The sequence below is a fragment of the Corynebacterium sp. MSK044 genome, assembly GCF_030232825.1.
Lineage (GTDB): Bacteria > Actinomycetota > Actinomycetes > Mycobacteriales > Mycobacteriaceae > Corynebacterium.
Genome location: NZ_JASPJJ010000001.1, coordinates 231926 through 257311 on the forward strand (window position 1 = coordinate 231926; position 25386 = coordinate 257311).

A 25386-nucleotide genomic window follows, 5' to 3' on the forward strand; every position below is an offset into this window, starting at 1 on the left:
CTAGCGGCGGAAACGGTTGCGCATGCGACCGAAGAAGCTGCCACCTTCCGGATGTTCTTCCTCCACGAAGGCCTCAGCGTCATGGCCGGCACGCAGGTCCTCGAGGGCTGCACGCTGGTCCTTGGTCAGCTCCGTCGGCACAACAACCTGGACGTGGGCCACCATGTTGCCAGCGCCTTCCGCACGCAGGCGCGGCATGCCTTCGCCTTCCAGCACGATCTCCTCATTCGGCTGCGTACCAGCCGGGATCTCAATCGTGGTGGTCTCCCCCGCCAGGTTCTCCACCGTCACGTCCGTGCCCAGCGCTGCATCGAACATGGGCACGGAGACCTTCAGGTGCAGGTTGTCCCCATCACGGACAAACACCGGGTGGTTATCCGTGGTGACCTCCACGTACAGGTCACCCGCTGCGCCACCACCGTGGCCGACCTCACCCTGACCAGCCATACGGATGCGCATACCGGAGGAAATACCGGCAGGGATATTCACCGTGATGTCCCGACGCGAACGCACACGACCCTGACTACCGCACTTCTGGCACGGATCGGTGATGATCTCACCGAAACCGGAACACTTCGGGCACGTCGTCGTGGTCATGATGTTGCCCAAGAAAGACTGCTGCACCTGCTGCACCTGGCCGTGACCATCACAACCATCACACATCACAGGCTTGGACTCAGATTCTGAGCCCGTGCCATGGCAGTGCTCACACAGCACAGCGGTATCCACGGTCACTTCCTGGCGAGTGCCGGTGTAGGCCTCCGCCAACGTGATCGTGGTGCGCAACAACGCGTCACTACCTGGCTGCACGCGGGAACGTGGCCCACGGCCTCCGCCACCGGCGCTGTCACCGAAGAAAGCCTCGAAGATATCGCCGAACCCGAATCCACCGCCGCCGGCACCGCCGGCAGCCTGCTCCATCGGGTCGCCCCCACGATCCACGATGTGCCGTTTATCCGGGTCGAGCAGTACTTCCTGCGCCAAGGAGATTTCGCGGAACTTCTCCGCCGCCTCATCCGTGTCGTTCACATCCGGGTGATACTTGCGTGCCAAACGCCGGTACGCCTTCTTAATCTCCGTATCCGTGGCGTTCTTATCCACACCCAAGATGCCGTAGTAATCGCGTGCCACAGTTGAGTTAAGTCCTTTCTTCGCCGGCGAGAATCAGGCTGATGTAGTTTGCCACCGCCGCAACCTTTTGAATCGTACCGGGGTAGTCCATGTACGTCGGGCCGAGGACACCCAAACCACCAAACGTCTCCCCCGCGGCGCCATAACTGGTGGTCACGATACTGGCCTTCGCTAGATCCTCATCCTCATTTTCTTTGCCGATAACCACGGAGACATTACCCAGCTCCGGCAGATTAGCCAGCAGCTTGAGCACCACCACCTGCTCCTCCAGTGCCTCCACGACGCTCAGCAAATCCGTCGTCTTTGGCACCAGGTTCGCCGCCCCCGCGATCAACACGCGGTCCGATGGAGTATCCACCAAGGTGTCCATGATCACCGCGATCGCCCGCGTCACGTGGTCCGCAACCGCCGGTGGCGGATCAGCTGCCAAGAGCGCCAGGGAACTCGACGCATCCGACATCGTCTTGCCGGCCAGGGCTCCGTTGAGGAGGTCGCGGAGGTAGGTGACGCCGGATTCGTCGATAAGCGAACTGAGCTCAACATTGCGCTGATCCACGCGGCCGTTATCCGTGATGACCACGATCAACAGGCGACGCGACGTTAGCGCCACAACCTCACAATGCTTGATGCGTGAGACCGACAACGTGGGCAGCTGCACCACTGCTGCTTGGCGTGTGAGCTGCGCCAACAAGTGCGCCGAACGCCGCATCACGTCTTCTAGGTCAACGCCGGATTCCAAGAAATCCGAAATAGCGCGACGCTCCGGCAGCGACAGCGGTTTGACCTCATTGATCGCATCGACGAAGGCGCGGTAGCCCTTCTCCGTGGGTACGCGCCCCGAGCTCGCGTGTGGCTGCGCGATGTAGCCCTCCGTCTCAAGCACCGCCATATCGTTGCGGATCGTTGCGGAACTGACCTGGAGCTTGTGCTTCTCCACCAGGGTTTTGGATCCGACCGGCTCCTGCATCGCGATGTAGTCCGCCACGATCGCGCGCAGAACCGCCTGCCTACGTTCGCGTGCAGGACTAGCCATGTTCGCGCCCTCCTTAGCACTCATTTAGCACTCTAAAGCGTCGACTGCTAAGCCAGTCTAGCGTCGGATCACTCCGCCGCCAAGATGTCCGTGATGATCCCGTCCGCCAAAAGCCTGCCCGCATCCGTCACCCGAATCCGCTCATCCACCTCAAGCAGCCCAGCGCGCACATGCTTATCGACGACACCCCGCGCCCCCTCCCCCACCCACCCCGCAGGGATCCCCTCCTTGAGCCGCAGACCCAGCATGATCTGCTCAAAGTGGTGCTCCTCGTCGGTGATGGTCTCCGTGCTGTGGATGGGCAGCTCATGCCCGGCAAGCATCTGGTTGTAGCGCTCTGGGCGCTTCACGTTCATGTACCGCGTCCGGTTGACATAGCCATGTGCCCCGGGCCCCGCACCCCACCAGTGACCGCCACGCCAGTAGATGAGGTTGTGCCGGCACTCTCCACCTTCCTTCGCCCAATTGGATACTTCGTACCAGCCGTAGCCGGCCTGCGCCAGTGTGTCCGCGATGAGCTCATAGCGGTCCGCATACGTATCTTCCTGCGGCGCCGGCAGCTCGCCCTTGCGGATCTTCCGGGACATCGCCGTGCCATCCTCCACAATCAGCGAATACGCCGACACGTGATCCACCCCCGCTTCCAGTACTGCCTCCAGGCTGCGCTTCACGTCATCTTCCGTCTCCGTCGGCGTGCCGTAGATGAGGTCCAAATTCACGTGCGCAAACCCCGCTGCCTGCGCTTCCTTCGCTGCTGCCACCGCCCGGCCCGGCGTGTGCTGCCGGTCCAACACCTTCAAAATCGGCGTGGACGCGGACTGCATCCCCAACGACACCCGCGTGAACCCATGCGTCTTGAGCCTCTCGAAGTACTCCGGACTGGTCGACTCCGGATTCGACTCCGTGGTCACCTCCGCCCCCTCGACGAGGCCAAATGTGTTCCGGATCCGTGCGAGGATCCTGCCCAAACCGTCCGCCCCCAATAGCGATGGTGTTCCCCCACCAATGAATACCGTGTCCGCCGGCTGGCCCTCCTGCCCGTATTCTCGCGCGGCCAGCTCCAGCTCTTGCTCTAACGCATCCAAGTACGCCGCATAGCTCGTCTCTGTCTCCGACGGGGTATACGTGTTGAAGTCGCAGTACCCGCACCGCGTCGAACAAAACGGGACGTGCACGTACACGCCAAAAGCGTCAGAACTCATACGTGCCAGTCTAAGCAGACTCACGCCACCGCAACTTTAGCCCGGTTCCGCTCAACCTCCGCCTGCACCTCCCGCACAAACTTCGCTGGGTCCCGCAACAACTCCGCTGGAGAGTACCTCAACACCGACATCCCCTCGTTCCGGATCCGGTTCTCCCGCTTCTTCTCCTCCAACAACACCTGTCCCGTCTCCCCATACTCACCCGAGTACTTCACATCCCCGTCGATCTCCACGACCGTCCAGCTTTCGACGAGGAGATCGGCGCGGTATTTGCCGTCGCAAAGCAATGCTTGTGCTTGCACATTCAACCCAGCGCGGATGAGCAAACCCCGCGCGTATGGCTCGAACGGCGACTCTGAACAGGCCACGGAGAACTCCACCGCGTCACGCACATTCCGCACTCCTCGCACCGGCCCCAGCAACGCAACCTGCCTGCGCATTTCTTCGAGATCCATCCCCATCCCTCTCAACCAATCCGCCGCCACCAGGCCGGCGATAAACCCGTGATGCCGAGCAATCTCCACAAACACCCGAAACAACCGCGGTGTCCGCACCCCACCCACGTGCAGAATTTCCTCCTCTGCCAATGCCAGCCGCCGGTACAGGGTCCCGGACTGCCACTGCGCCCGCGGCGGAATCTCCGCCAGCGCCAACTCAACTGGCTCGCGAGCACTGCCCGCCACCCACATTCCGTGTATGCGCGCCGCCGAATACCCCGTCAGCACCGCCCGATGCGCACCCAATCCCACCGCGTAAGCCCGCACAAACGCCTTCTCGTAGTCCGGCAGATCCTGGTAGCACTCTGTACGAATTGCCTTGTCCCTACTCAGCAGAGTCACCGACCCGTCCTGGATACCCGCCAACACCTCGCGGTTGTGCCCCGCCATGGTCCGCAAGTTAATAATCAAAGCAGCCAATTCCGCTCGTCTCATGTCCCCCATGAACACAGCTTCGGTGATGACGCTCCGTTTGTCGAGCTTTACCAATTAACCCCTGTGGAATTCGCTTGGTTATCCACAAGCTGGTGCCTTTCCGCTGTTGCCCACCGGTTCATTGTCTTCCAAACCGTGATGAATGAATTGCAATAAATCAACTGCAATAAATGAACTCAAATAAACCAAGTGGCAGCATCAGTCTCCGCAAAAATCTGGCGGCCCATCCTGGTTTATTTGAAAACATTTATTGGGGTTTGCGGTTTGGGGCGGCTAGGGGGGCGTCAGCTGGAACCGAGGTGGTCAGGAACCGAGGTGGTCAGGAACCGAGGTGGTCAGGAACCGAAACGGGCCAAGAACACACTAGGCGCCGCGGCGGGAGCGCTTCGCAGCGACCTTGGCCACGATCGCATCCACACGCGCGCGTTCCTCCAGGAACTTCGGTGGGTTAGAGCCACGCATAGCGCGGGTGAAGCCGGGGTGCTCAGCAGCAACGGCATCGAGCCAGCCGTCAACGGCAGATTCCACCAGTTCACCAACACGAGCGTAGAGGTGTGGCAGGGACACAGCGGCGAGGTTCTGCGCGACCATGTCAGTTTGTTCGAGGGTGTAGTCCACCACTTCACCGAGATGCTGGACGATAAGGTCGGTGCGCTGGACGCACGCTTCCGTCATGTCCTTCACCGGGGAGGGGGAAGGAAGAGGGAAAAGCTCGAAAAGCCCGGAGGCGTCGAGGCGCTCAGGTTCGGGAATGCGCTCTTCGGCGGGCAACGCCGCGGAGATAGACCCAGCGCGGACCCCAGATACGAGCGCTTGGCGTAGGCCGATCAGTTCACCAACGACGCGACGGGCATCAATGCGTGCGTCATCGACAATCTCGGCGAATTCTGCGAGGCAATCGTCGGTAAGTTCGCCATCGTAATCGGCGATAGCTTCGGCGATGTGCTCGATGTATTCGGCAACTTCGTCGCCGATGTTGTAGACCTCTTGGGTCAGCTCGCGGTGGCGCAGCGTCGCAGCGGTCCGGTGCACACTCGCCTCCTTGGGTTGACCGGGTTAGTGGGTTCGGTGGCCAACATTAAGCCAGAAATTCACAGGTTCCTGTACGGCGCGCCGGAAGAGCATCAAACAGAGACTAAAACTCGTGCCAAAAGGAGAATGGTCCCCGGCAACAAGGCCGGGGACCATAGCGGGGTGAGTAGTTCTACGGGTAGAGCTTGCGCATCTGGTGGTCGAAGCTCTTCAGCACCGCCGGACGCTTCACCTTCAGGGACGGGGTCAGTTCGCCGTCCGCTTCGGTGAGGTCGCGCGGGAGAATGCGGAACTTCTTAATCGCTTCCGCATTACTCACTGCCTGGTTGGTGCGGTTGATGGCGTCCTGCATTTCCATGCGCAGGTCATTGCGCTTGGCCAGACGGTAGGTGGGCTCGTCCGGATCGATGCCACGCTCCGCTTTCCACGTCGAAAGCGCGTCCTCATCAAGGGCGATGAGGGCACCGATGAACGGCTTGCCGTCACCAACCACGACCGCCTGGGAGATGAGCGGATCCTGGCGGAGCAGCTCCTCGAGTGGCTGCGGGGCAACGTTCTTGCCGCCGGAGGTGACCAGGATGTCCTTCTTGCGGCCGGTGATGAAGATGTTCCCGTCATCGTCGAGGTGGCCGAGGTCGCCGGTGTGGAAGAAGCCGTCGATAAGCGCTTCCTTGGTAGCTTCCTCGTTCTTCCAGTACCCGGTGAAAACGCCGGGGCCGGAGAAGCAGATCTCGCCTTCCTCTGTGAGTTTGACGGTGTAGCCCATCATGGGCTTGCCCACGCTGCCGATCTTGCGGTCATCGCCGAAGCTGAGTGCGGCGGCGGAGGACGTTTCGGTGAGACCGTATCCCTCATAGACCGGCAGGCCGGCACCGCGGTAGAAGTGGCCTAGTGGGATGCCCAGTGCGGAGCCGCCGGAGATACCGTAAGACATCTTGCCTCCGAGGGCCTCGCGGATCTTGGAGTAGACGAGCTTGTCAAAGAGCGCTCGCTTCGCGCGCAACACTAGCGAAGGGCCGCCCTTGTCCAGCGACTCGGAGTAGGCGATGGCGGTCTTTTCCGCGTCAGCGAAGATCTTCGCGCCGATCGCGGAGCCATCGGATGCTTTTCTGCGCGCAGCGTCACGCACCTTCTCATACACACGCGGCACACCAAGCACGAGATCCGGCTTCACGCGCTGGAACTCAGCAGCAATGGTGGACACGTCCTGCCAGTGGGTTTGGGTGGTTTCACCGATCGTGGCGGCCAGGTGCACGGAGCGCGCCATGACGTGAGCCAGGGGCAGGTAGGTGACCACCTTGTTGCCACGGTGAGCCACCTGGCCAGCCGGGTGAGCCAAAAGACCACGAATCTGGAAGATCCAGTTCAGGTGGGTGATCATGCAGCCCTTGGCACGGCCGGTGGTGCCGGAGGTGTACACCAAGGAGGCAATGTCATCGTGGTGGATTCCGGCGATGCGCTCATCCAGCTCAGCGTCAGTAACAGACTGGCCGGCTTCCTTGAGGGTGGCGATGGCGCCGGGTTCATCGTCGAAAAGCATAATCTCGCGGAGATCCGAATCGATGACCGAGGAGAACATGCTGCCGTGCTCTGGGCGCTCCCCGATCGCGATGACGGCGCCGGAATCTTCGACGATCCACTGCACCTGGTCCAGGGAGCTCGTGGGGTAGATCGCGGCGGTGGTCAGGCCGGCGGCCATGATGGCAAAGTCCACCACTGCCCACTCGTAGCGCGCACCAGAAAGAAGGGCAACACGATCGCCCTTCTGCGCGCCCAAAGCGATGAGCCCCTTGGCCACTTCGCGCACCTCGGCGACGAACTCAGCCGCAGTGACATCTCGCCACTCGTGAGCTTCGGGTTTGGTGAACAACACTGTGTCCGGGCGGGCCTCAGCATTAGCCACGAGAGCCGAGTAGCAGTTTTCATCCGGCGCGACGGTGAATGGTGCCGGAGTGGTATAGGTGGACAGGGCCATGACAGTAAAACTCCCTTCGAGGTACTTTGCAAAGTAAAAATACCGTGAAGGGAGTGTGTTCGTGGCGGTTTCAGAAACTTTTTGTTAACTACGCCACAATTAGCGGTACAAGCGATCGATGTCCTTCTTGTAGCGCTCAAAGACCACGTTGCGCTTGATCTTCATAGTCGGGGTCATCTCGCCGGAATCCTCCGAAAGATCCCTGGTCAGAATACGGAACTTCTTAATCTGCTCCGCGTGGCTGACCGTGCGGTTGACCTCATTCACAGCATCCTGGACGTAAGCGCGCAGCTCCGGCGTCTTCACCAACTGACGCAGCGGGGTGGACTCCGGAACGTTGTTGCGCTCCTTCCAGCGGCGCAGCTCGTCCTCGTCGAGGGTGACTAGCACACCAACGTAGGGCTTACCATCGCCGACGATCAGCGCCTGGGAAATCAGCGGATCACCGCGCAGAATGTCCTCCATCGGACCAGGCGAGACGTTCTTGCCGCCGGCGGTGACAATGAGGTCCTTCTTGCGGCCGGTGATGGTGATGTAGCCGTCCTCATCAATCTCACCCAAGTCGCCGGTGCAGAACCAGCCATCCTTGATCGCCTCAGCGGTGGCTTCCGGGTTGTTCCAGTAGCCCTTGAACACACCGTCGCCCTTGAAGCAGATCTCACCGTCTTCATTGATCATTGCGGAGTAACCGTTGAGAGGCTTGCCCACGGTACCGATCTTGGTTTCCTCACCAAAGTTCACGGCTGCAGCAGCAGCGGTTTCGGTCAGCCCGTAGCCTTCACAGATTGGCAAACGCGCACCGCGGAAGAAGTGGTTGAGGTGCTTGGACAGTGCAGAGCCACCGGAGATAGCAAATTCGGCTTCCCCACCAACCGCATCGCGCAGCTTCTTGTACACAAGGCGGTCAAAGATGGCGCGCCTCGCCTTCAGGAACAGCGACGGCCCCTCCGGGGTATCCAGCGCCTTGGAGTAGGCCACCGCGGCCTTCTCCGCCTGAAGGAAGGTGCGCGCCGCAAAGTCGGAGCTATCGGCAGCCTTGTTGTAGGCGCCATCGCGCACCTTCTCAAAGATGCGCGGCACACCCAGCAGCATGTGCGGCTGGAAACGCTGGAGCCCCATGACGATGGTGCGGGTGTCAGACCAGTGAATCTGGTGCGCACCAGCAATGGTGGAAGCCAAGGCAACGGCACGAGCTAGAACGTGGGCCAGGGGCAGGATGGTGACGTAGCGGACGTCCGGGCGGGTAGCAATGGTGTGACCAATCGGGTGGGTCAACAGCGCTACTGCCTCATGCGCCCACACCAGGTGGGTCAGGATGCAGCCCTTGGGGCGGCCGGTCGTGCCGGAGGTGTACACCAGCGAGGCTAGGTCGTCGTGCTGGATGCGGGAAATGCGATCGTCAATAACTGCATCCTCAACGTCCTTGCCATCCTCAGCGAGAACCTCAAGCGCATCCTCCGCAAAGGATAGCGTGCGCAGCAGCTGGGACGGTGAATCCTTCAGTCGTGGCGTGCCATCTTCACCCAACAACAGGTTGTTGTAGAGCTGACGGTTCGCCTCTGTATCCGTGACCGCGATGCGAGCACCAGAGTCCTCCACGATCCACTGGACCTGGTGCTCTGACGAAGAGGGGTAGACCGGCACGCTCGATGCACCGGCAGCCCAAATAGCAAAGTCCATGACGGCCCAGCCGTAGCTGGAATCCGCCATGAGCGCCACGCGGTCACCGAACTCAATGCCATTAGCCACCAGCCCCTTAGCTACGGCACGGAACTGCTCCATGAACTCACGGCCGGTCACTTCTACCCAGTCATGGCCATCAGGGCGGGAGAACATCACCTTGTCGGGATTCTCCGTGCACTGCTTAATTACGAGCGTCAGGCAGTTCTCGTCGGGCGCGAGCGTAAAGCCTGCTGGGGTGGAATACGTCTTGCTGGGAGTAGTCACGGACCTACCTTTCGCTACTTTTCGCGACCTTCGCGGTGTGTCGAACAATACAAAACCGTACCTTGTGTGTGGCGGGTAACGCACACTTGGCCAGCCACTTTTGTGGGAAAAATTAGTCTGAGTCTCACTAAGATGAAGCGATCGCCGGCGTTCTTTGGCAGAATGCGACAGTGTGGCTGACACCGACCTCCTCGAGAATCTTGCAACCGCCTATGGCTTCTCCCTCACGTACCGTGGGCTGACCAGTGAGACCGTAGCGTCACCGCGTGAATCCCTGGTCACGCTACTTCAGGCTCTCGACGTCCCTTTGTCGGACGACCCCTCAAAAGAAGAACTCACTGAGGCACTCGACGCATGGCAGCGTCACTGGGCAACTCGTCCCCTACCACCAGTTGTGGTGGCACGTGAGGGGGAGGAAAAATCCTTCGCCATCCACGTCCCAGAGGGTGCCCCCGCCGACGTGTGGATCACGCTCGAGGATGGTTCCACCTCCCCCGTCTACCAGGATGAAAACTGGAATCCGCCCACATGGCGTGATGGCATCGAATGGGGCGAAGCATCCTTCCACACCCGCGGGGATCTGCCGGTGGGGTGGCATAGGATCCATTTGGCGTCGACAAGCGAGCAAGCTGACATCGCACAAGAGTGCACTCTTGTGGTGACGCCGCGGGTGCTGAACACGAATCTTGAGCTTGTGCAGAATCCCGCGTGGGGCATGATGGCGCAGCTGTATTCCGTTCGCTCGGAGCAGTCCTGGGGCATCGGCGACTTCCACGACCTGGGCGAACTCGCCGTGGTGGCTGCACGTCACGGCGCTGATTACCTGCTGATCAATCCGGTTCATGCGGCGCAACCTTTCCCTCCCGTGGAAGACTCACCGTATCTGCCCACGTCGCGCAGGTTCGTGAACCCCATTTATATTGCGGTGGAAGATGTGCCGGAATTTGCGCTTCTCGACGAAGAGACGCGCAGCGAGATCAACGAACTGTCCACTGAACTGAAAGCGCGTAACCGCTCCGCGGACTGCATTGAACGCAACACGATCTTTGACACCAAGCTGGCCGCCTTGCAGGAGCTGTACTTCCTCTTCGAGGAATCCGGCGACCATGACGCTTTTGACGCGTTCATTGCGGATCAGGGCGAGGGCCTGGTGACCTTTGCTCAGTGGTGCGCACAGGCAGAGATTGACCGGGATACGCGCGCCGCCGGCGATAAGCACCGCATCGTTGTACCTGTTGAACAGCAAGAAGAGCTCGCCCGCTTCTACATGTGGCTACAGTTTGTCGCCGACCGGCAACGCGCTGCCGCCCAGGAAAAAGCCACGCAAGCCGGGATGCGCATTGGCATCATGACGGACCTGGCGGTCGGCGTTCACCCGGGCGGGGCAGATGCACACACGCTGCGCAAGGTCCTGGTACCGGACGCTTCGGTCGGCGCCCCGCCGGACGGCTACTCCCAGCAAGGCCAGGACTGGTCCCAGCCACCATGGAACCCATACAAGCTGGCTGAAGTCGGCTACAAGCCGTGGCGTGATCTTTTGCGCACCGTGCTCTCCCACTCCGGCGGCATCCGCGTGGACCACATCTTGGGCCTGTTCCGCCTGTTCTGGATCCCGCGCATGTCCACACCCGCCAATGGCGCGTATATGAACTACGACCATGAAGCGATGCTGGGCATCCTCGCGTTGGAGGCGCAGCGCGCCGGCGCGGTTGTTGTGGGTGAGGATTTGGGTACCTTCGAGCCGTGGGTCCAGGATGTTCTGCGTGATCGTGGCGTGCTGGGCACATCCGTCATCTGGTTTGAAAGCTCCCCCACTGACGGCCGTCCGCTGGGCCAGCAGGAGTACCGCCACCTGGCACTATCCTCCATTGGCACGCACGATCTGCCACCCACCGCAGGCTACCTGTCCGGCGCCCACAATGCGTTGCGCAATGAGCTGGGGCTTATGAGCGACGCGTTTGAGGACATCGACGCCACCGATGTGGCATGGCAGTGCGACGTCTTGGACACAGCGCGTGAATCCGGAGCCTTCGCCGGAACAGATCTGGCGGATCAACACTTCGCCGGATTGGACCGCGATGAACGTGGCGATGTGGATGAACTCGTCTTAGGCCTGACCCGTTTCATCGCCGGCACAAATTCCGCTCTCACCTGCACCAACCTGGTGGACATGGTGGGTGACAAACGGGTTCAGAACCTGCCTGGCACCAACGCAGAGCAGTACAAGAACTGGTGCGTGCCGTTGTGCGACAAGGAAGGCAAAGCCGTGCTCATTGAGGATCTGGAGAACATCGAGCTCTTCCGCACAATGGCGGAAGCATCTGCCCGTCCGCTACGAAGCTAGATGCCTTAATCCTGTACGTGCTCTAGCTGCCTGAATCCCTTGAGATGCCCTGTTGGCATCGTGAGCATCTACAGCATGCTGACAACACCCGCGATGAGCACGAGCGCAATGAGCACCCACAGTGCCTGGGTGACGCGCGAACGCGGGTACTTCCTGCGTGCCTTGGGAAGCTTCTGATCTTCCCTGCGCAGGTCTTCGGGGTTAGCCATAAAAACCTACTCTACGTCGCCTTGTGTGGAATCCCCCAAAACTGCAGCGAGCCAGTCCACCCCACGCATCAGACCAGCGGCGGCGACGACAGCCGCGGGCAGCGCGAAGAGGAGAACGAGGGGCAGCTGCACCCAGGGGCTTGCCTGAGTCAGGCTGAATCCAATGTCGATCACGCACCCTAAACTACCCGGTTAAACTGTGATGCCATGAACTCACCCGTTGAAGTGACGTGCCCAGCTGGGACGGTAGTGGGGGTTGCCCGTGGCTCCACCGCCTATTTTCATTCGATTGAGTACTCACACATTCCCGCGCCCTTCGACGATGCGGTTCCCGCGGAGAAGGGATTGCTTATCGACGCCACCCGGGAGCGCCCCGACGCCATCGCCCTGTCCATCGTCGCTCCCGCTGGCGCCACCGACGCAGACGATCTGCCGGTGCTGGTACACATCCACGGTGGGCGCTTTGAAATGGGCGACCATACGGATGAGGCCTCCCCCGGCGAAGCACTCGCCACGAACGGCGTGATCCTCGTACGCATTGGTTACCGGATGAAATTACCTGGCCTGGCTGTTTTCCACGATGATCAGCCGCACCACTTCCGTGCTGTGGATGATGTGGCGCTGGGCCTCGAGTGGGTGCAAAAGAACATTGAGGCCTTTGGCGGGGATCCCACGAACGTAACCTTGTCGGGCCACTCGGCTGGCGCAGCCATCGTGTTGTGGCTCATGCGCAAAGACCACTACCGCGGTGCTTTCCGCCGTGCGGTGGCCCTCTCCCCCGCATTCCCGCGGATGAGTTATGCCCAGCGCAAGTCCGCCATCCGTGCCGGTGCCGGTATCCCACTGACCCGCCGTGCTCTGAACCGCGCTAAACCGAAGGTCCTGGAACGTGCCTACCGCACGGCGCGCGCACGCTATTTCACCGACATGGCGTTGGGCCCTACTCCACTGGAACCGGAAGAAATGGCGGACGTGGATCTGGTGATCACCACCGTTGAGGAGGAGATGTTTGACAGCACCGTCATACAAGACAAGGTCAGGGCCGGGTGGTTCACCATGGTGCTGCCTGGTTTCCTCATCGGACTGAAACCCGGCATGTACCGGCCGTTTTTGAAACGCCTTAAAGCACGCAACCCCAAGCATGTTGCCGGTGAGTTCTTCTCCGCAAATCTCATCCGCCGCTGGGTCGATGATGTTGCGCAACGCGCACCTGGCACCGTCTGGCAGGCGGAACTTGTCTCCGACTCAACCACGCGTGCACGGCACTGCGCCGAACTCGCCCCCATCTTCGGCGCCGCCCCCTACCCAGCTGGCGCTGGACTCAACGCCTGCCTCATCCACTACGTCACCACCGGTGAACCGGGCTGGACACCGTATGGCGCCGAGAAGAATGTGCTGCGCGTGGACCTCTCCGGCAATAATGCCGAGATTGTCACTGATCCACTGGGGTACCTACGTGGGGTGTTTACACGTAAGTCCTAGCTGCCCGGCGAAGGCCGGGGTGCTAGCGCCAGACAGAGCGCAAGCGTGCGTCCGCAATCTCCTCCACGAGCCACGGCGAAAAGACGAATGGTGTGAGTTCAACCGCGGCAACAAGGTCCTTGGGGTCGACCCACGTGAACTCCTCAACCTCATCCCGGTTCGGATTCAGTTGCGCGCCAGCAACCAAACGCGCGGCATACACCGGGCAGATTTCATTTTCCACCACGCCGGACGCATCCTCTGCGCGGTAGCGAAAGTCCGGCAACACCGGGCGCAGGTCCGCAATGTCACCGGGATTGAGTCCCAGCTCCTCAATAGAGCGGCGGACAATTGCGTCTTCCACCGATTCACCGGGGCCGGGGTGACCGCAGAAACTGTTGGTCCACACACCCGGCCAGGTTTTCTTGCTCACAGCACGGCGGGTGAGAAGGAGCTGCCCAGAGTCACTGAAAAGCCAGGTAGAAAACGCGAGGTGCAGTGGCGTTGCGTCGGTGTGAACAATCGCTTTCGCTTCGGCACCGATCGGCTGACCGGCCTTATCCAGCAGAACAACCTGCTCTATATGCTCTGAAGATCCTGTCATTCGTGTTCCCTAGCCGTTGATTAGTTGTTGAGGTTGCCGGTGAAGACAACGTTGCCAATGTGGAACTCTGCCTGGGAGAGACTCCCCGGACTCACATCAAAGGCATATTGCACGTTCATTGTGGCGCCAGCACCCAAAGGCAGATCCAACCCCTCGAATTCAAGCCCCGCGGACTCGGCGCTCATGCTCCGCGCGGACTGGTTGCCGTTGTAGGTCAACGTGGGGGATTCAAGCGCGTCCACGGGCATTGGCGAATCAGAGGTGTTGTGCACCGCAACGGTCACCACTGTGCCACCCGAAGCAGCACGTGTGCCCTGCCACTTGTAGGACACGGGCATGGCCGGGTCCTCCACAGACTCACCGGAAATCTCGGTGGTTTCTTTCGGGCTGACCTTCTCAACCTCAAAAGGTTCGGGGCCTTCCGTTTCGGTGGCCACGCCCGTGGTTGGTGTGATTGTGCCATCCTGGCCTTCCACACCATCATCGCTAACGCAGCCGGACAACGTGAAAGCCAAGCAGGCCACGGCACCAGCGGCAGCGACCCGGAGTGTGTGAGCAGACATGGCCATTACTCTACAGCCCAACAGCACCTCTGTTGCACGCGTGTAGGTTGAAGGCCGTGCAACCTTTATTCCGTGTTCTTCGTAGTGCTTCCGCCCTGTGGCCCTACTACTTGGGCATTATTCTTATCTCTTCAGTGACCGCCGGTTTGGCTTTGGTCTCACCATTTATTCTGCGTGAGGCGACGAATACTATCGTCGATGCCTTCCAGGAAGGCCCGGATGCAGCCGGTGCAGCGATAACCACGATCCTGTTGCTGGCCGTCGCTCTGTTTACAGCGCAGTCGGTGGACACTCTCATGCGCAACGTGGGGGATACCTGGGTGATGTGGTGGCAGCCCGCATCCGTCAGGTGCTGTCCACCCGGTATTTTGCCAAGTTGTTGTCTCTCCCCCAGCGGTACTTCGACGGCCAGGTCACCGGAACGATCATTGCCCGGTTGGACCGTTCCATCATGAACATCACGCAGACGGTGCAGAGCTTTTCCAACACGTTGCTCCCGATGCTCCTGCAGGTGATTGCAGTATTAGGTATCACCGCCTATTTCTATTGGCCACTGACCATTCTGCTTCTGCTGCTCTTCCCTATTTACCTAGGCCTCACCGCGTTGACCTCAAAGCGCTGGCAGAAGTATGAGAAAGGCAAGAACGAACAGATCGACCTTGCTAATGGCCGTTTCGCTGAGGTTGTTGGCCAGGTGAAGGTGACCAAGTCCTTCGTGGCGGAGACACGGGAACTAGATAAGTTTGGTGGCCATTATGGTGAGACCATTGCGCTGACTAAACCGCAGTCACGCTGGTGGCACTCCATGGATATTGCCCGTGGCATGGCCATGAACGTCATCTTCTTTGGCATTTATCTGCTTCTGTTCAAAGAAACCTTGAACGGCCGTTTCACCATCGGCGACATGGTGATGTTGGTCCAGTTGGTTGCCATGGCGCAGCACCCGGTGCAGATGATGAGCTGGCTGGTGGATTCCGCGCAGCGCGCTATTGCCGGTTCGCGCGATTATTTCAAGGTGATGGATGAAGAGGTGGAGGAATCTGCCAACACTCAGGTGGTTGCCGCGACGGCAGCATCGGATGTGCCGGTGCTGGATACAACCGCGGTGCCAGCTTTGCCGGAGCAGGAGCCGATGGTGCGCTTTGATCAGGTGTCCTTTGCTTACAACGCTGGTGAGCCGGTGTTGGATGACATCAGTTTCACTGCGCAGCACGGGGAGAAGATCGCGCTCGTCGGTGAGTCTGGTGGCGGTAAGTCCACGCTGGTCAACCTGCTTATGGGCCTGTACCCCATCAATGAAGGCACGCTGTCAGTCTGCGGCACGGACATTGATTCCGCCGATATTGAGCAGGTGCGTGCATCCGTCGGCGTGGTTTTCCAGGAACCAGCATTGTTCTCCGGCACGATCCGAGAAAACATCGCTTACGGCAAGCCGGATGCCACGGATGAGGAGGTCATCGCTGTGGCCAAGCGCGCGAACGCGCACGGCTTCATCACCTCGTTCAAAGAAGGATATGACACGGTCATCGGTGAGCGCGGTCTGCGTTTGTCGGGTGGGCAGAAGCAGCGTGTTGCCGTGGCCCGCGCGATGCTCAAGAACGCGCCGATCTTGGTGCTCGATGAGGCAACATCGGCGTTGGATACGAAGTCAGAACGTGCGGTCCAAGCCGGCTTGGAGGAGCTGATGAAGGATCGCACCACCATCATGATCGCGCACCGCTTATCGACGATTGCCGATGCCGACACCATCATCACCCTCAAAGACGGCCACATCGATGAGATTGGTTCCCCGGCTAAACTGGCTGTCTCCGGCGGTATCTATTCCGAACTGTTGGCCCTCACCGCATCCTCTTCCGCAGCTGACCGCAAGCGACTCAAGGCCTTCGGCCTGCGGGATGGAGCCTTGGAGGACGAAGAAACAGAAGAAGAGTCTGAATAGTATTCGGAGGCCCGCCCCCGACTGGGTTGTACAGTGGCCCCCATGCAGTTCCCTAGTCTCGAAACCCTCCGTGCCCGCGGCACCCGCAAATGGACCCAATACAGCGACGACGTATTGCCATTGTGGGTGGCCGAAAGCGATTTCCCCACCGCTGAGCCGGTGAAACGCGCGATCCAGGATGCGGTAGACCGAGAGATGTTCGGCTACACCCCGGCGCATCATGACCTAGGGCCGGCACTGAGTGATTTCTACGCTCAGCGCTACGGCTGGCGCCCGAACCCGGAGTGGGTATTCCCGGTTGCGGATGTTGTACGCGGAATGCTCTTAGGCGTCGAGTACTTCACTAAACCCGATTCCGCTGTTGTTGTGCCGGTGCCCTCCTACCCACCCTTCCTGGAAATCCCGGCGACCGCCGGCCGTGAGATGGTGGAAGTGGGTGCAAAGAACGGGCTTGACCTCATGGAGGTGGAAGCGGCATTCAAAAACGGTGCTGGTTCCATCTTGCTCGCCGCACCGAATAACCCCTGGGGCTACCTCTTTGATGAAGAGGAGCTCGCGCAGCTGTGCGCCATTGCGGATAAGTACGGTGCACGGGTGCTCGTGGATGAAATCCACGCGCCCATCGTCTACCCCACCGGCGGCAACCGCCACGTCTGCGCCGCGAGTGTGAGCGACACGGCTGCCAACGTGTGTATCACGGTGACGGCCACATCAAAGGCGTGGAACATCGCTGGTTTGAAGTGCGCGCAGATGGTCTTTTCCAACGCAGAGGATGTGAAGCTCTGGGATGGACTCACTGGTGTGGCCAAGGATGGCACGGGCACTTTGGGCATCGTGGGTGCACAGGCCTGCTACCGCCACGGCACCGAAGCCCTTGATGCTCAGTTGGTGGCTTTGCAGAAGAACCGCGACTGGCTCGTCGATAAGCTTCCCGATGCCATCCCCGGAATTGAGTTCACTCGACCGGATGCCACCTACCTGATGTTCCTGAACTTCCAAGGCACGGCGATTGGCAGTGATCCGTTGCCAGCACAGTGGCTGCGCCGCAACGCAAAGGTCGCACTCAATGAGGGCGCAACCTTTGGTGCCGGTGGTGAACATCATGTGCGCTTGAACTTTGCCACGAGCCCGGAAATCTTGGCGGAGGCAGTGGAGCGGATGTCTGCAGCTATTCGCACAGCTGGGTAACCTCGGTGTGCATGAAGGAGCACACTGACGCGCAAGGATTCATCATCGAGGCTGATGCCAGCGAGTATGCAACCCCGGCTCCTGCTCCCGGCAGTGAGCCTTGGCAGCGCCCTGACCCGGAGTGGTACAAGGATGCTGTCTTTTACGAGGTGCTCGTGCGCGCCTTTTATGACCCGGACGGTACGGGTTCCGGCACACTGAAGGGTGTTGAGGAGAAGCTGGATTACCTGCAGTGGCTCGGTGTGGATTGCCTCTGGCTACCACCTTTTTATGATTCACCGCTGCGGGATGGTGGCTATGACATCCGCGATTTCCGGAAGGTCCTGCCAGAATTTGGCACGGTTGAGGATTTCATCTCGTTGGTGGACGCGGCGCACAAGCGAGGCATCCGCATCATCACGGACTTTCCCATCAACCACACCTCCGATGCGCACCCGTGGTTCCAGGAATCACGCCGCGATCCGGAGGGCCCATACGGGGACTTCTATGTGTGGACGAATGATCCATCGGAGTACAGCGAAGCACGCATCATCTTCATTGACACCGAGGAATCCAACTGGACATATGATCCGGTGCGTAAGCAGTACTTTTGGCACCGTTTCTTCTCCCACCAGCCGGATCTGAACTATGACAATCCGGCAGTGCAGGACGCCATCATTGATGTCATTCGTTTCTGGCTTGACTTGGGCATGGATGGCATTCGCCTCGACGCGATCCCGTATCTTTTCGAGCGCGAAGGCACGAATTGCGAGAACCTGCCGGAAACCCACGAATTCATCAAACGTGTACGCACGCTTTTCGACGAAGAGTATCCCGGCCGCTTCCTCCTCGCCGAAGCCAACCAGATGCCCCATGAAGTGGTGCAGTACTTCGGTTCCGGTGAGGACGGCTCGGGCGATGAGTGCCAGATGGCCTTCCACTTCCCCGTCATGCCACGCATCTTCATGGGCATTAGCCAGGAAAAGGCGCAGCCGATTATCGACATTTTGCGGGAGACCCCGGATATTCCAGACACCGCCCAGTGGGGCATTTTCCTGCGCAACCATGATGAGCTGACTCTGGAAATGGTGACTGAGGAGGAGCGTGACTTCATGTACGCCACCTTTGCCTCAGAACCACGGATGCGCGCAAACGTGGGCATCCGCCGTCGCTTAGCACCGTTGCTGGGTGGTCACCGTGACCGCCTTGAATTGGCACACGCTTTGTTGCTTTCCCTGCCTGGTTCACCATTCCTCTACTACGGCGATGAGATTGGCATGGGTGACAACATCTGGCTGCCGGACCGGGACGGTGTACGCACGCCGATGCAGTGGAGCGCGGACCGCAATGGTGGTTTCTCCCGTGCCCAACCGGAGCAGCTTTACCTACCTGCCATCCGCAATGACACGTACGGCTACCAGGCCGTGAACGTGGAATCCCAAATGGAACGTGAAAATTCCCTACTGCACTGGGTGCGTGAACGCGTGCATATTCGCAAGCAGTACAAGGCCTTCGGCCGTGGTGACTACCAGGAGGTGGATCACCCGAACCCGCAGGTGCTGGCCTTCATCCGTGAGTTCGAAGGCGAACGTATCCTATGCGTGAATAACATGAGCTCCCTCCCCCAACCGGTGGAGATGAACTTAAGCCACCTCGCCGGCGTCACCCCACGTGAACTGTCCGGCAACGTGGAATTCCCCGCCATTGGTGAACTACCGTGGCTGGTCACCCTCGCTCCTCACGGCCACTTCTGGTTCGACATCTCCGACAACTAGGACCCCCTCATGGATCTGCATTCCACACGCTTTTATGGCGCTAAATCTGAGCCCATTGATTCCGCCTCTGTCACGGCGGAGGTGGCCGCCGGCAACTACGCCTGGCAGTTGATGGAGGTTCTGCATGGGGGTGTGCGGGATGTGTACCAGGTTGTCGTCGATAAGCATCTCGACGAAGACATCCTGGACACTGAGGCCGGCGCGCAAGCCTACCTGGACAACCTGGCTGCTTTTGGTGAGGTGCATGGGCAGTTCCCTGCAGCGAACGCACGGCCGTTGCGCGCGGACCAGTCGAATACCTCGCTGGTGGTGGATAACAAGTACATTCTGAAGGTCTTCCGTAAATTGGAGGAAGGCCTCAATCCGGACGTGGAACTGCTCAGCGGTATCGCGGACTGCCCGCATGTTGCTGGTGTGCGGGGATACGTAGTGCGTGATGGGCGCACGTTGGCCATGCTGCAAGATTTCATTGCTGGCGGCCACGATGGCTTCCAATACGCGCTGGATAAGGGCCTGTCCGATGATGATTGCTTTGCGCTCGGTGCCGCTATTCGCACAGTTCACGACGCACTCGCAGACGCTTTCGGGCACGAAGATGTCCCGGGCGCGCGCATCCGCGACATGCTGCACTCGCGTCTCAGTGAACTGGTGAAACGCGCTGAGGTCCTCCGCGATTATGAGGATGCTCTGCGCGCTTTGTACGACACCATCCCCGATGACACGGTGGCCATTCAGCGCATTCACGGTGACCTGCACTTGGGGCAAACCTTGCTCACTGAGGAGCCGCGCTGGTGGTACCTCATTGATTTTGAAGGCGAACCCGCGCGACCACTTGAACAACGCCGGCTTCCTGACCACCCATTGCGCGATGTTGCGGGCATGGTCCGCTCATTCGGCTACGCGGAAGCAATGGGCGGGCATGCCAATGTGAGCGCTCTTCTTGCGGGATACGGCACTACCGACAACCCGATTCTCAGCTCCTTGATCGCGGATAAAGCTGCCTATGAGGTGGTGTACGAAGCAAATAACCGGCCCGACTGGTTGGAGATCCCCCTGGGCGCGCTGAAGAGCCTTGTGAGTGACCTAGCTTAAACTTTTCACCCGATAGGATATTGATCTCGCGCAGTGAGATGCTAGGGTGTCACCTACTAATTGTTCGACCCCGTCATTTCCCTGGAGGAACGATGTCTACAGCGTCTCAAGGCACTGGCAAGGGGAGCTCGCGGACCGCAATCCTGTTCACAGGTCTTGCACTGTTCTCGATGTTCTTCGGCGCCGGCAACCTGATCTTCCCGCCCATGTTGGCTGTCCAAGCCGGCGACAACTTCTGGCCCGCAATCCTGGGCTTCCTCACCACTGGCGCCCTCCTGCCGGTCCTGGCCGTGATTGCCATTGCGCTGTCCGGCTCCAACGTCCGTGACCTCGCGCAGCGCGCAGGCACCATCTTCGGCGTGATCTTCCCGATCTTGGCCTACCTGTCCATCGGCGCCTTCTACGCTCTGCCACGTACTGGTGCTGTGTCCTTCGAAGTTGCTATGACCCCGGTCTTCAGCTGGGAAGGCCTCGTCCCCGCAGCGATCTTCAACATCGTCTTCTTCGGCATCGCCCTGACACTGTCCTGGAACCCGACCACCATCACCGACACCCTGGGGCGCTTCCTCACCCCCGCGCTCGTCCTGCTGCTGGTCATCATGATCACCCTGGCCATTTTCACCCTGAGCAACCAGAACTTCACCCCGACGGAAACCTACGCAACCAACGCGTACTCCTCCGGTGTTCTGGAGGGCTACCTCACCATGGACTCCATCGCCGCCCTGGCATTCTCCATCGTGATCATCTCCTCCCTGCGCTACAAGGGCATTAGCGAAGGCAAGCCCCTGGTTCGCGCCACCATTCTCGCCGGCCTCGGCGCTGGCATCATGCTGGCCCTCATCTACGTTGGCCTGGGCCTCATCGGCCGCTCCATGCCGGGCGCAGACCAGTACGAGTCTGGCGCACCGTTGCTTGCCGACGCCGCCTTGAACATGATGGGCAAACCCGGCCAGATCATCTTCGCCCTGATCGTCCTCCTCGCCTGCCTGACCACCGCGATCGGCCTGATCACCTCTACTGCGGAGTACTTCTCTGAGCAGTTCGCCGGTTCCTACCGCACCTGGGCAGTGATCTTCGCAGTCGCTTCCGCGATCATCGCAACGCAGGGCCTGTCCTTCGTTATGGCCATCGCCGCTCCGGTCATCGGCTTCCTGTACCCGCCGGCCATCGCCCTGATCTTCGTCACCATCATCGAACCGCTCTTCCGCAGCCGCACCCGCATGCGCTACGGCTTCTTCCTGCCCATCTGGGTTGCAGTCGTGTGGTCCGCAATCGGCACCTTCATCTCCCTCGGCTGGGGCGCAGACGCCCTCTCCCCGCTGGTGAACTGGTCCCCGATGGAAGCAGAAGGCCTTGGCTGGCTCCTGCCTACCGGTGTTGCCTTCATCATTGGCGCGCTTATCGACGTAGCCCGCCCCGTCCCACCAATGGACCTCTCTACACACCGCCCGGTTGACAGCGCAGATGCTGACAGCGCAGATGCTGACACCGCTGAGGCGAAGCTCTAAGCACCACCTCGGTTGAAAAAATTCGGGTCCCTCCGGGGGCCCGTTTTTTACGTCCGCCACAAGGACAACTTGCCCATCCGGTTTGCTTCCGCCCCAAGTAACCAAAAACTTTTTTGCTGTTTTGGGAACTCGTTCTGTTCCCGCTGGTGAGGGCTATGTTCCGTACTCTCCGGTGCGCGCTACCGCGCGCACCCCCTGTGGATAGTTTTTGGGTTATCCACAGGCTTTTTTGGCCCTTAGCTGCACGTTTCTGGTTTTCGGTTTAGTGTGCGTGGCATGAACACTTTTGCAGCACTAGTTACGGGTTTAACCAACCCGATCGAGACCCTGGCATCTTTTGATGCCCAGGTGCTCCTCGACGCTGGCTGCAAACCCGCCCTTGTGCGCGAATGGACCAAGGTCCACAAGGTCTACTACGGGCCCACCAAGTTCACCCGCAAACAAGCCAACGCGATTACAGTGGCACGCTCGACGAAGAAGTCCTTGGATCAGCTTGCCTACATCGAGAGTCGTCTTGCCGGGATCACCGACCCCGGCAAGAAATGGGAGTTACGCCTTGCCCTGTTGTCGGTCAAGGGAAACTACAAGACGCTGCAGCGTCGCGCTCAGGACATCGTCCCGGAGGTGGATAAACCTGCCCCGGAGCCAACAATCCGGTTTGGTCGCTCGCGTAAAGCGTCCCGCCCTATGAACGTCATGGGTCCAGACCGAGACATGGCAGCCATCGAGTACGCGCTACGCCAAAAAGTCACTGGTGATGGGCCGGCCGGGCCACAGATGTATGAAGCATTCATGACCATCCTGGGTCTTCGCCCCGACACTGAGGACACACCAACCCAGAGTATTGCTCCTGCTGTCCCCCGCCCGCTGATCCTCATCCCGTTGGAAGAGCACATCAAGATCATCAGTGGCGCCGGCGACGATGTCATCCTAGGGCTAACGGATGGCACCACCATGACTGGTGCGGAATACTTGGCCCAGAATTTTGGGGACGTACTAGAAGTAGCGGTGTTCCACCCACAACAAGGTGCTGTCAACCTGTATGACACGCAACGGTTTGCTAACCAGAAACAACGCGACCTAGCCAGAGCGTTGTCACCAACGTGTCCAGTACCGGATTGTCGGCATGCGGCGGATAACTGTCAGGTCCACCACATCAAAGCCTGGTCACAGGGTGGGTTAACCAACATGGATAACCTGGCCATGTTGTGCCGGTATCACAACCGCACCAATGATGATGACCCCGAACGCAGCTACCACGGCCGGGTGGACAACATCCGCGGCGCACCCATATGGAGATCACCCCGCGGACACCTCGTCCCGAATACCGTCCACCCCTACGGAGCAATGGCACTCCTGTACGGGCGGTAACCCACCAAGTAGCCGGCATGCGCCGGCCATTTGGTGTGCCCAAAAAGAGTTGGTTTGACGATGGCAAATCACGCACGGCATAACCGCAGGTCGAGGATCGCTGCGCCGCGCGATAGTCAAACCGGGTAGTCGTGGCGCCCCATCACCACCACACCCCGGCATTTTTCAACGCGGAATGACTACGAAGCATTAGCGTTGTAAGGAATATGGCTTCCACACTCATGTCACGCACACCGTTGTCATTGTTGGATTTCTGCCTTGTCCGCAAAGGCGAAACTCCCGGTCAGTCCATGGAGCGCTCTGTGGAATTGGCGCAGAAGGCGGAGAGGCTCGGCTTTGACCGCATCTGGTACTCCGAGCACCACAATATGTCCACCATTGCGTCTTCCTCCCCCGCTGTTCTCATTGCCCACATTGGCGCAAAGACGGAGAAGATCAAGCTAGGGGCTGGCGGCGTGATGTTGCCCAACCACGCGCCCTATGTCATCGCGGAACAGTTTGGCACTTTGGCGGAGCTGTATCCGGGCCGCATTGACCTCGGTGTTGGGCGGGCCCCGGGTACGGACCAGCAGACGTTGGGGCGCGCGTTACGGCGTGATCCGCGTTCGGCAGAAAACTTCCCCAATGATGTTTTGGAGCTCCAGGCTTATCTTGCGGGCGATCCAATCATCCCCGGGGTGACAGCAGTTCCCGGTGCGGGGACGAATGTGCCTATTCATATTCTGGGGTCCTCCATGTTTGGCGCATCTCTGGCGGCAAAGTTGGGTCTGCCCTACTCTTTTGCCTCGCACTTTGCACCCGCCCACTTGGAGGAAGCCACGGCGTATTACCGCGCGAACTTCCAGCCCTCGCAGTACTGCGAGGAGCCGTACGTCATCGCGGCCGTGAATGTGACCGCAGCGGATTCCGAGGAAGATGCACAGCGCCAAACTGAATTGGTCCACCGCCAGCGTGTGCGCGCTTTCCTTGGCCAGCAAGGACGAAGGATCAATGATGAGCAGCTCGAGGCTATTCTGGCTGCTCCGCAAGGCCGTCAGATCATCAGCATGTTGCGCTACACCGCTCAAGGTGAAGGGCCAGCAGTCGTGGCCTACCTTGAGCAGTTCAAGGAGCTCGCCCAGGCGGATGAATTGATGATTTCCTTGCAGGCCCCCACCCATGAGGAGGCAATGCGATCTATGGAAATCCTGGCTAACGCTTAGCAAATTCCTCGCTGTGACTGTACTTCCATACTTAATACTCAGGTTCGTGTTAGTCTCACACAAGAAATCAAACACCGCTTTGAGGAGGATGAGACATTTCAACGTCACAGACCCGCCAGCAGCATGTTGAGATCGCGGAATACTTGCAAGAGTTAATCCATTCCGGCGATCTCGCTCCTGGTGATCAGCTTCCTTCCGAAGCGGAGTTGTGTGAAAAGTTCGGCTCTTCGCGTGGCCCTGTCCGCCAAGCGGTAGCCACCTTGCGCGCTGAGGGACTTGTGTCCTCCGGTCGTGGGCGTCGGTCAATGGTCCTGTCCACGCAGCTGTCTAACAGCTTCGAGGCACTCCTGTCCGCCACGGCCTTCATCGAAGAGGAAGGCCGTAAAGCTGGCGCCAAGATCATCCGCATCGCGCGTGAACGCGCCTCTGAAGCCGTCGCGGATGCCTTAGACATTGACAAGGATGAATCGGTCGTTGAAATTATGCGCGTTCGCACGGCGGATGATGTTCCCGTGATGGTGGAAAAGCTCGTCTTCCCCACCAAGTGGGGCGAACCGTTAATGACGTTGACGCCGCAAAGCCTGCCCGTGCACAAGCAGTTGGAGGAGATGGGCGCGCACGTGGACAACATTGTTCGCACAGCGCACATCGCGCAAGCCGATTCTGATCAAGCCGCGTTGCTGGAAATCGCCGAAGGCGCACCCTTGTTCCATGTCACGCTGCGTGCCTCCACGTACCAGGGCGAGCCCGTTGAATACGCCGAGTATGCCGTACGCGGTGACGTGATCACCATCAACCAGTCCAACGTGCGCGGCGGCTCCGTGCCCGTCAAACTCGGGCTGAAAAACCCACAAAACTAAGCATATTAATTGGTTCGCCCCCACTTCACCGGCTAGCCT

20 protein-coding genes and 1 pseudogene are annotated in these 25386 nt (G+C 59.8%); 10 read left to right on the top strand and 11 right to left on the bottom strand.

Annotation, left to right across the window (positions count from 1 at the left end; translation table 11 throughout):
- From dnaJ to QP994_RS01120, 7 genes are all read right to left on the bottom strand, one after another.
- Positions 1 to 1131, bottom strand: a complete 1131-nt coding sequence (gene dnaJ, locus QP994_RS01090; protein WP_284854334.1) for a molecular chaperone DnaJ — start codon at positions 1129 to 1131, stop codon at positions 1 to 3.
- Between the two features lie 7 nt (positions 1132 to 1138).
- Positions 1139 to 2164 (bottom strand): heat-inducible transcriptional repressor HrcA, encoded by a 1026-nt coding sequence (gene hrcA, locus QP994_RS01095; RefSeq protein ID WP_284854333.1) that lies wholly within the window; start codon positions 2162 to 2164, stop codon positions 1139 to 1141.
- Between the two features lie 68 nt (positions 2165 to 2232).
- Positions 2233 to 3366: a radical SAM family heme chaperone HemW gene (gene hemW / locus QP994_RS01100; protein WP_284865060.1), complete on the bottom strand. Its 1134-nt coding sequence runs from the start codon at positions 3364 to 3366 to the stop codon at positions 2233 to 2235.
- A 20-nt stretch (positions 3367 to 3386) separates the two neighbouring features.
- Complete coding sequence (locus QP994_RS01105; protein WP_284865061.1) at positions 3387 to 4298, bottom strand: putative endonuclease domain-containing protein; 912 nt, start codon at positions 4296 to 4298, stop codon at positions 3387 to 3389.
- 363 nt (positions 4299 to 4661) lie between these two features.
- A complete protein-coding gene (locus QP994_RS01110) occupies positions 4662 to 5330 on the bottom strand; it encodes a hypothetical protein (RefSeq protein WP_284854330.1) in 669 nt (222 codons plus the stop codon).
- Between the two features lie 172 nt (positions 5331 to 5502).
- Complete coding sequence (locus tag QP994_RS01115; RefSeq protein ID WP_284865062.1) at positions 5503 to 7305, bottom strand: AMP-dependent synthetase/ligase; 1803 nt, start codon at positions 7303 to 7305, stop codon at positions 5503 to 5505.
- Positions 7306 to 7404: 99 nt separating this feature from the next.
- Positions 7405 to 9252 (bottom strand): AMP-dependent synthetase/ligase, encoded by a 1848-nt coding sequence (locus QP994_RS01120; protein WP_284854328.1) that lies wholly within the window; start codon positions 9250 to 9252, stop codon positions 7405 to 7407.
- Between the two features lie 172 nt (positions 9253 to 9424).
- On the opposite strand from QP994_RS01120, the gene malQ reads away from it, so the two are divergent.
- Complete coding sequence (gene malQ, locus QP994_RS01125; protein WP_284865063.1) at positions 9425 to 11596, top strand: 4-alpha-glucanotransferase; 2172 nt, start codon at positions 9425 to 9427, stop codon at positions 11594 to 11596.
- Positions 11597 to 11664: 68 nt separating this feature from the next.
- On the opposite strand, the gene QP994_RS01130 is transcribed toward malQ, so the two are convergent.
- Together QP994_RS01130 and QP994_RS01135 are read right to left on the bottom strand one after the other, a co-directional pair.
- Positions 11665 to 11805, bottom strand: coding sequence for a hypothetical protein (locus tag QP994_RS01130; protein ID WP_284854326.1), 141 nt, complete (start codon positions 11803 to 11805; stop codon positions 11665 to 11667).
- A gap of 6 nt (positions 11806 to 11811) precedes the next feature.
- Positions 11812 to 11979 carry a hypothetical protein gene (locus QP994_RS01135; protein WP_284854325.1) on the bottom strand — a complete coding sequence of 56 codons (168 nt, stop codon included), beginning with the start codon at positions 11977 to 11979 and terminating at the stop codon, positions 11812 to 11814.
- A 33-nt stretch (positions 11980 to 12012) separates the two neighbouring features.
- Here QP994_RS01135 and QP994_RS01140 point away from each other — a divergent pair, with 33 nt between their 5' ends.
- Positions 12013 to 13287, top strand: a complete 1275-nt coding sequence (locus tag QP994_RS01140) for a carboxylesterase family protein (RefSeq protein ID WP_284865064.1) — start codon at positions 12013 to 12015, stop codon at positions 13285 to 13287.
- Positions 13288 to 13309: 22 nt separating this feature from the next.
- On the opposite strand, the gene idi is transcribed toward QP994_RS01140, so the two are convergent.
- Both idi and QP994_RS01150 read right to left on the bottom strand, forming a co-directional pair.
- Complete coding sequence (gene idi / locus QP994_RS01145) at positions 13310 to 13870, bottom strand: isopentenyl-diphosphate Delta-isomerase (protein ID WP_284865065.1); 561 nt, start codon at positions 13868 to 13870, stop codon at positions 13310 to 13312.
- A gap of 20 nt (positions 13871 to 13890) precedes the next feature.
- Positions 13891 to 14433: a hypothetical protein gene (locus QP994_RS01150; RefSeq protein ID WP_284865066.1), complete on the bottom strand. Its 543-nt coding sequence runs from the start codon at positions 14431 to 14433 to the stop codon at positions 13891 to 13893.
- 56 nt (positions 14434 to 14489) lie between these two features.
- Here QP994_RS01150 and QP994_RS01155 point away from each other — a divergent pair.
- The 8 genes and pseudogenes from QP994_RS01155 to QP994_RS01190 all read left to right on the top strand — a co-directional run bounded on the left by QP994_RS01155 (position 14490) and on the right by QP994_RS01190 (position 25347).
- Positions 14490 to 16372, top strand: a pseudogene (locus QP994_RS01155) (ABC transporter ATP-binding protein).
- Between the two features lie 42 nt (positions 16373 to 16414).
- On the top strand, positions 16415 to 17560 hold the full coding sequence (locus QP994_RS01160) for a MalY/PatB family protein (protein ID WP_284865067.1): 1146 nt from the start codon (positions 16415 to 16417) through the stop codon (positions 17558 to 17560).
- 11 nt (positions 17561 to 17571) lie between these two features.
- A complete protein-coding gene (gene treS, locus QP994_RS01165) occupies positions 17572 to 19314 on the top strand; it encodes a maltose alpha-D-glucosyltransferase (protein WP_284865068.1) in 1743 nt (580 codons plus the stop codon).
- Between the two features lie 9 nt (positions 19315 to 19323).
- On the top strand, positions 19324 to 20406 hold the full coding sequence (locus tag QP994_RS01170) for a phosphotransferase (RefSeq protein WP_284865069.1): 1083 nt from the start codon (positions 19324 to 19326) through the stop codon (positions 20404 to 20406).
- Positions 20407 to 20498: 92 nt separating this feature from the next.
- On the top strand, positions 20499 to 21914 hold the full coding sequence (brnQ, locus tag QP994_RS01175) for a branched-chain amino acid transport system II carrier protein (RefSeq protein WP_284865070.1): 1416 nt from the start codon (positions 20499 to 20501) through the stop codon (positions 21912 to 21914).
- Between the two features lie 276 nt (positions 21915 to 22190).
- Positions 22191 to 23285 carry an HNH endonuclease signature motif containing protein gene (locus QP994_RS01180; RefSeq protein ID WP_284865071.1) on the top strand — a complete coding sequence of 365 codons (1095 nt, stop codon included), beginning with the start codon at positions 22191 to 22193 and terminating at the stop codon, positions 23283 to 23285.
- Between the two features lie 206 nt (positions 23286 to 23491).
- The gene (locus QP994_RS01185; protein ID WP_502869985.1) at positions 23492 to 24487 is read left to right on the top strand and encodes an LLM class flavin-dependent oxidoreductase; all 996 of its coding nucleotides are present in this window, start codon (positions 23492 to 23494) and stop codon (positions 24485 to 24487) included.
- Positions 24488 to 24618: 131 nt separating this feature from the next.
- Positions 24619 to 25347, top strand: a complete 729-nt coding sequence (locus QP994_RS01190; protein WP_284854821.1) for a GntR family transcriptional regulator — start codon at positions 24619 to 24621, stop codon at positions 25345 to 25347.
- The last annotated feature ends 39 nt before the right edge of the window (positions 25348 to 25386 follow it).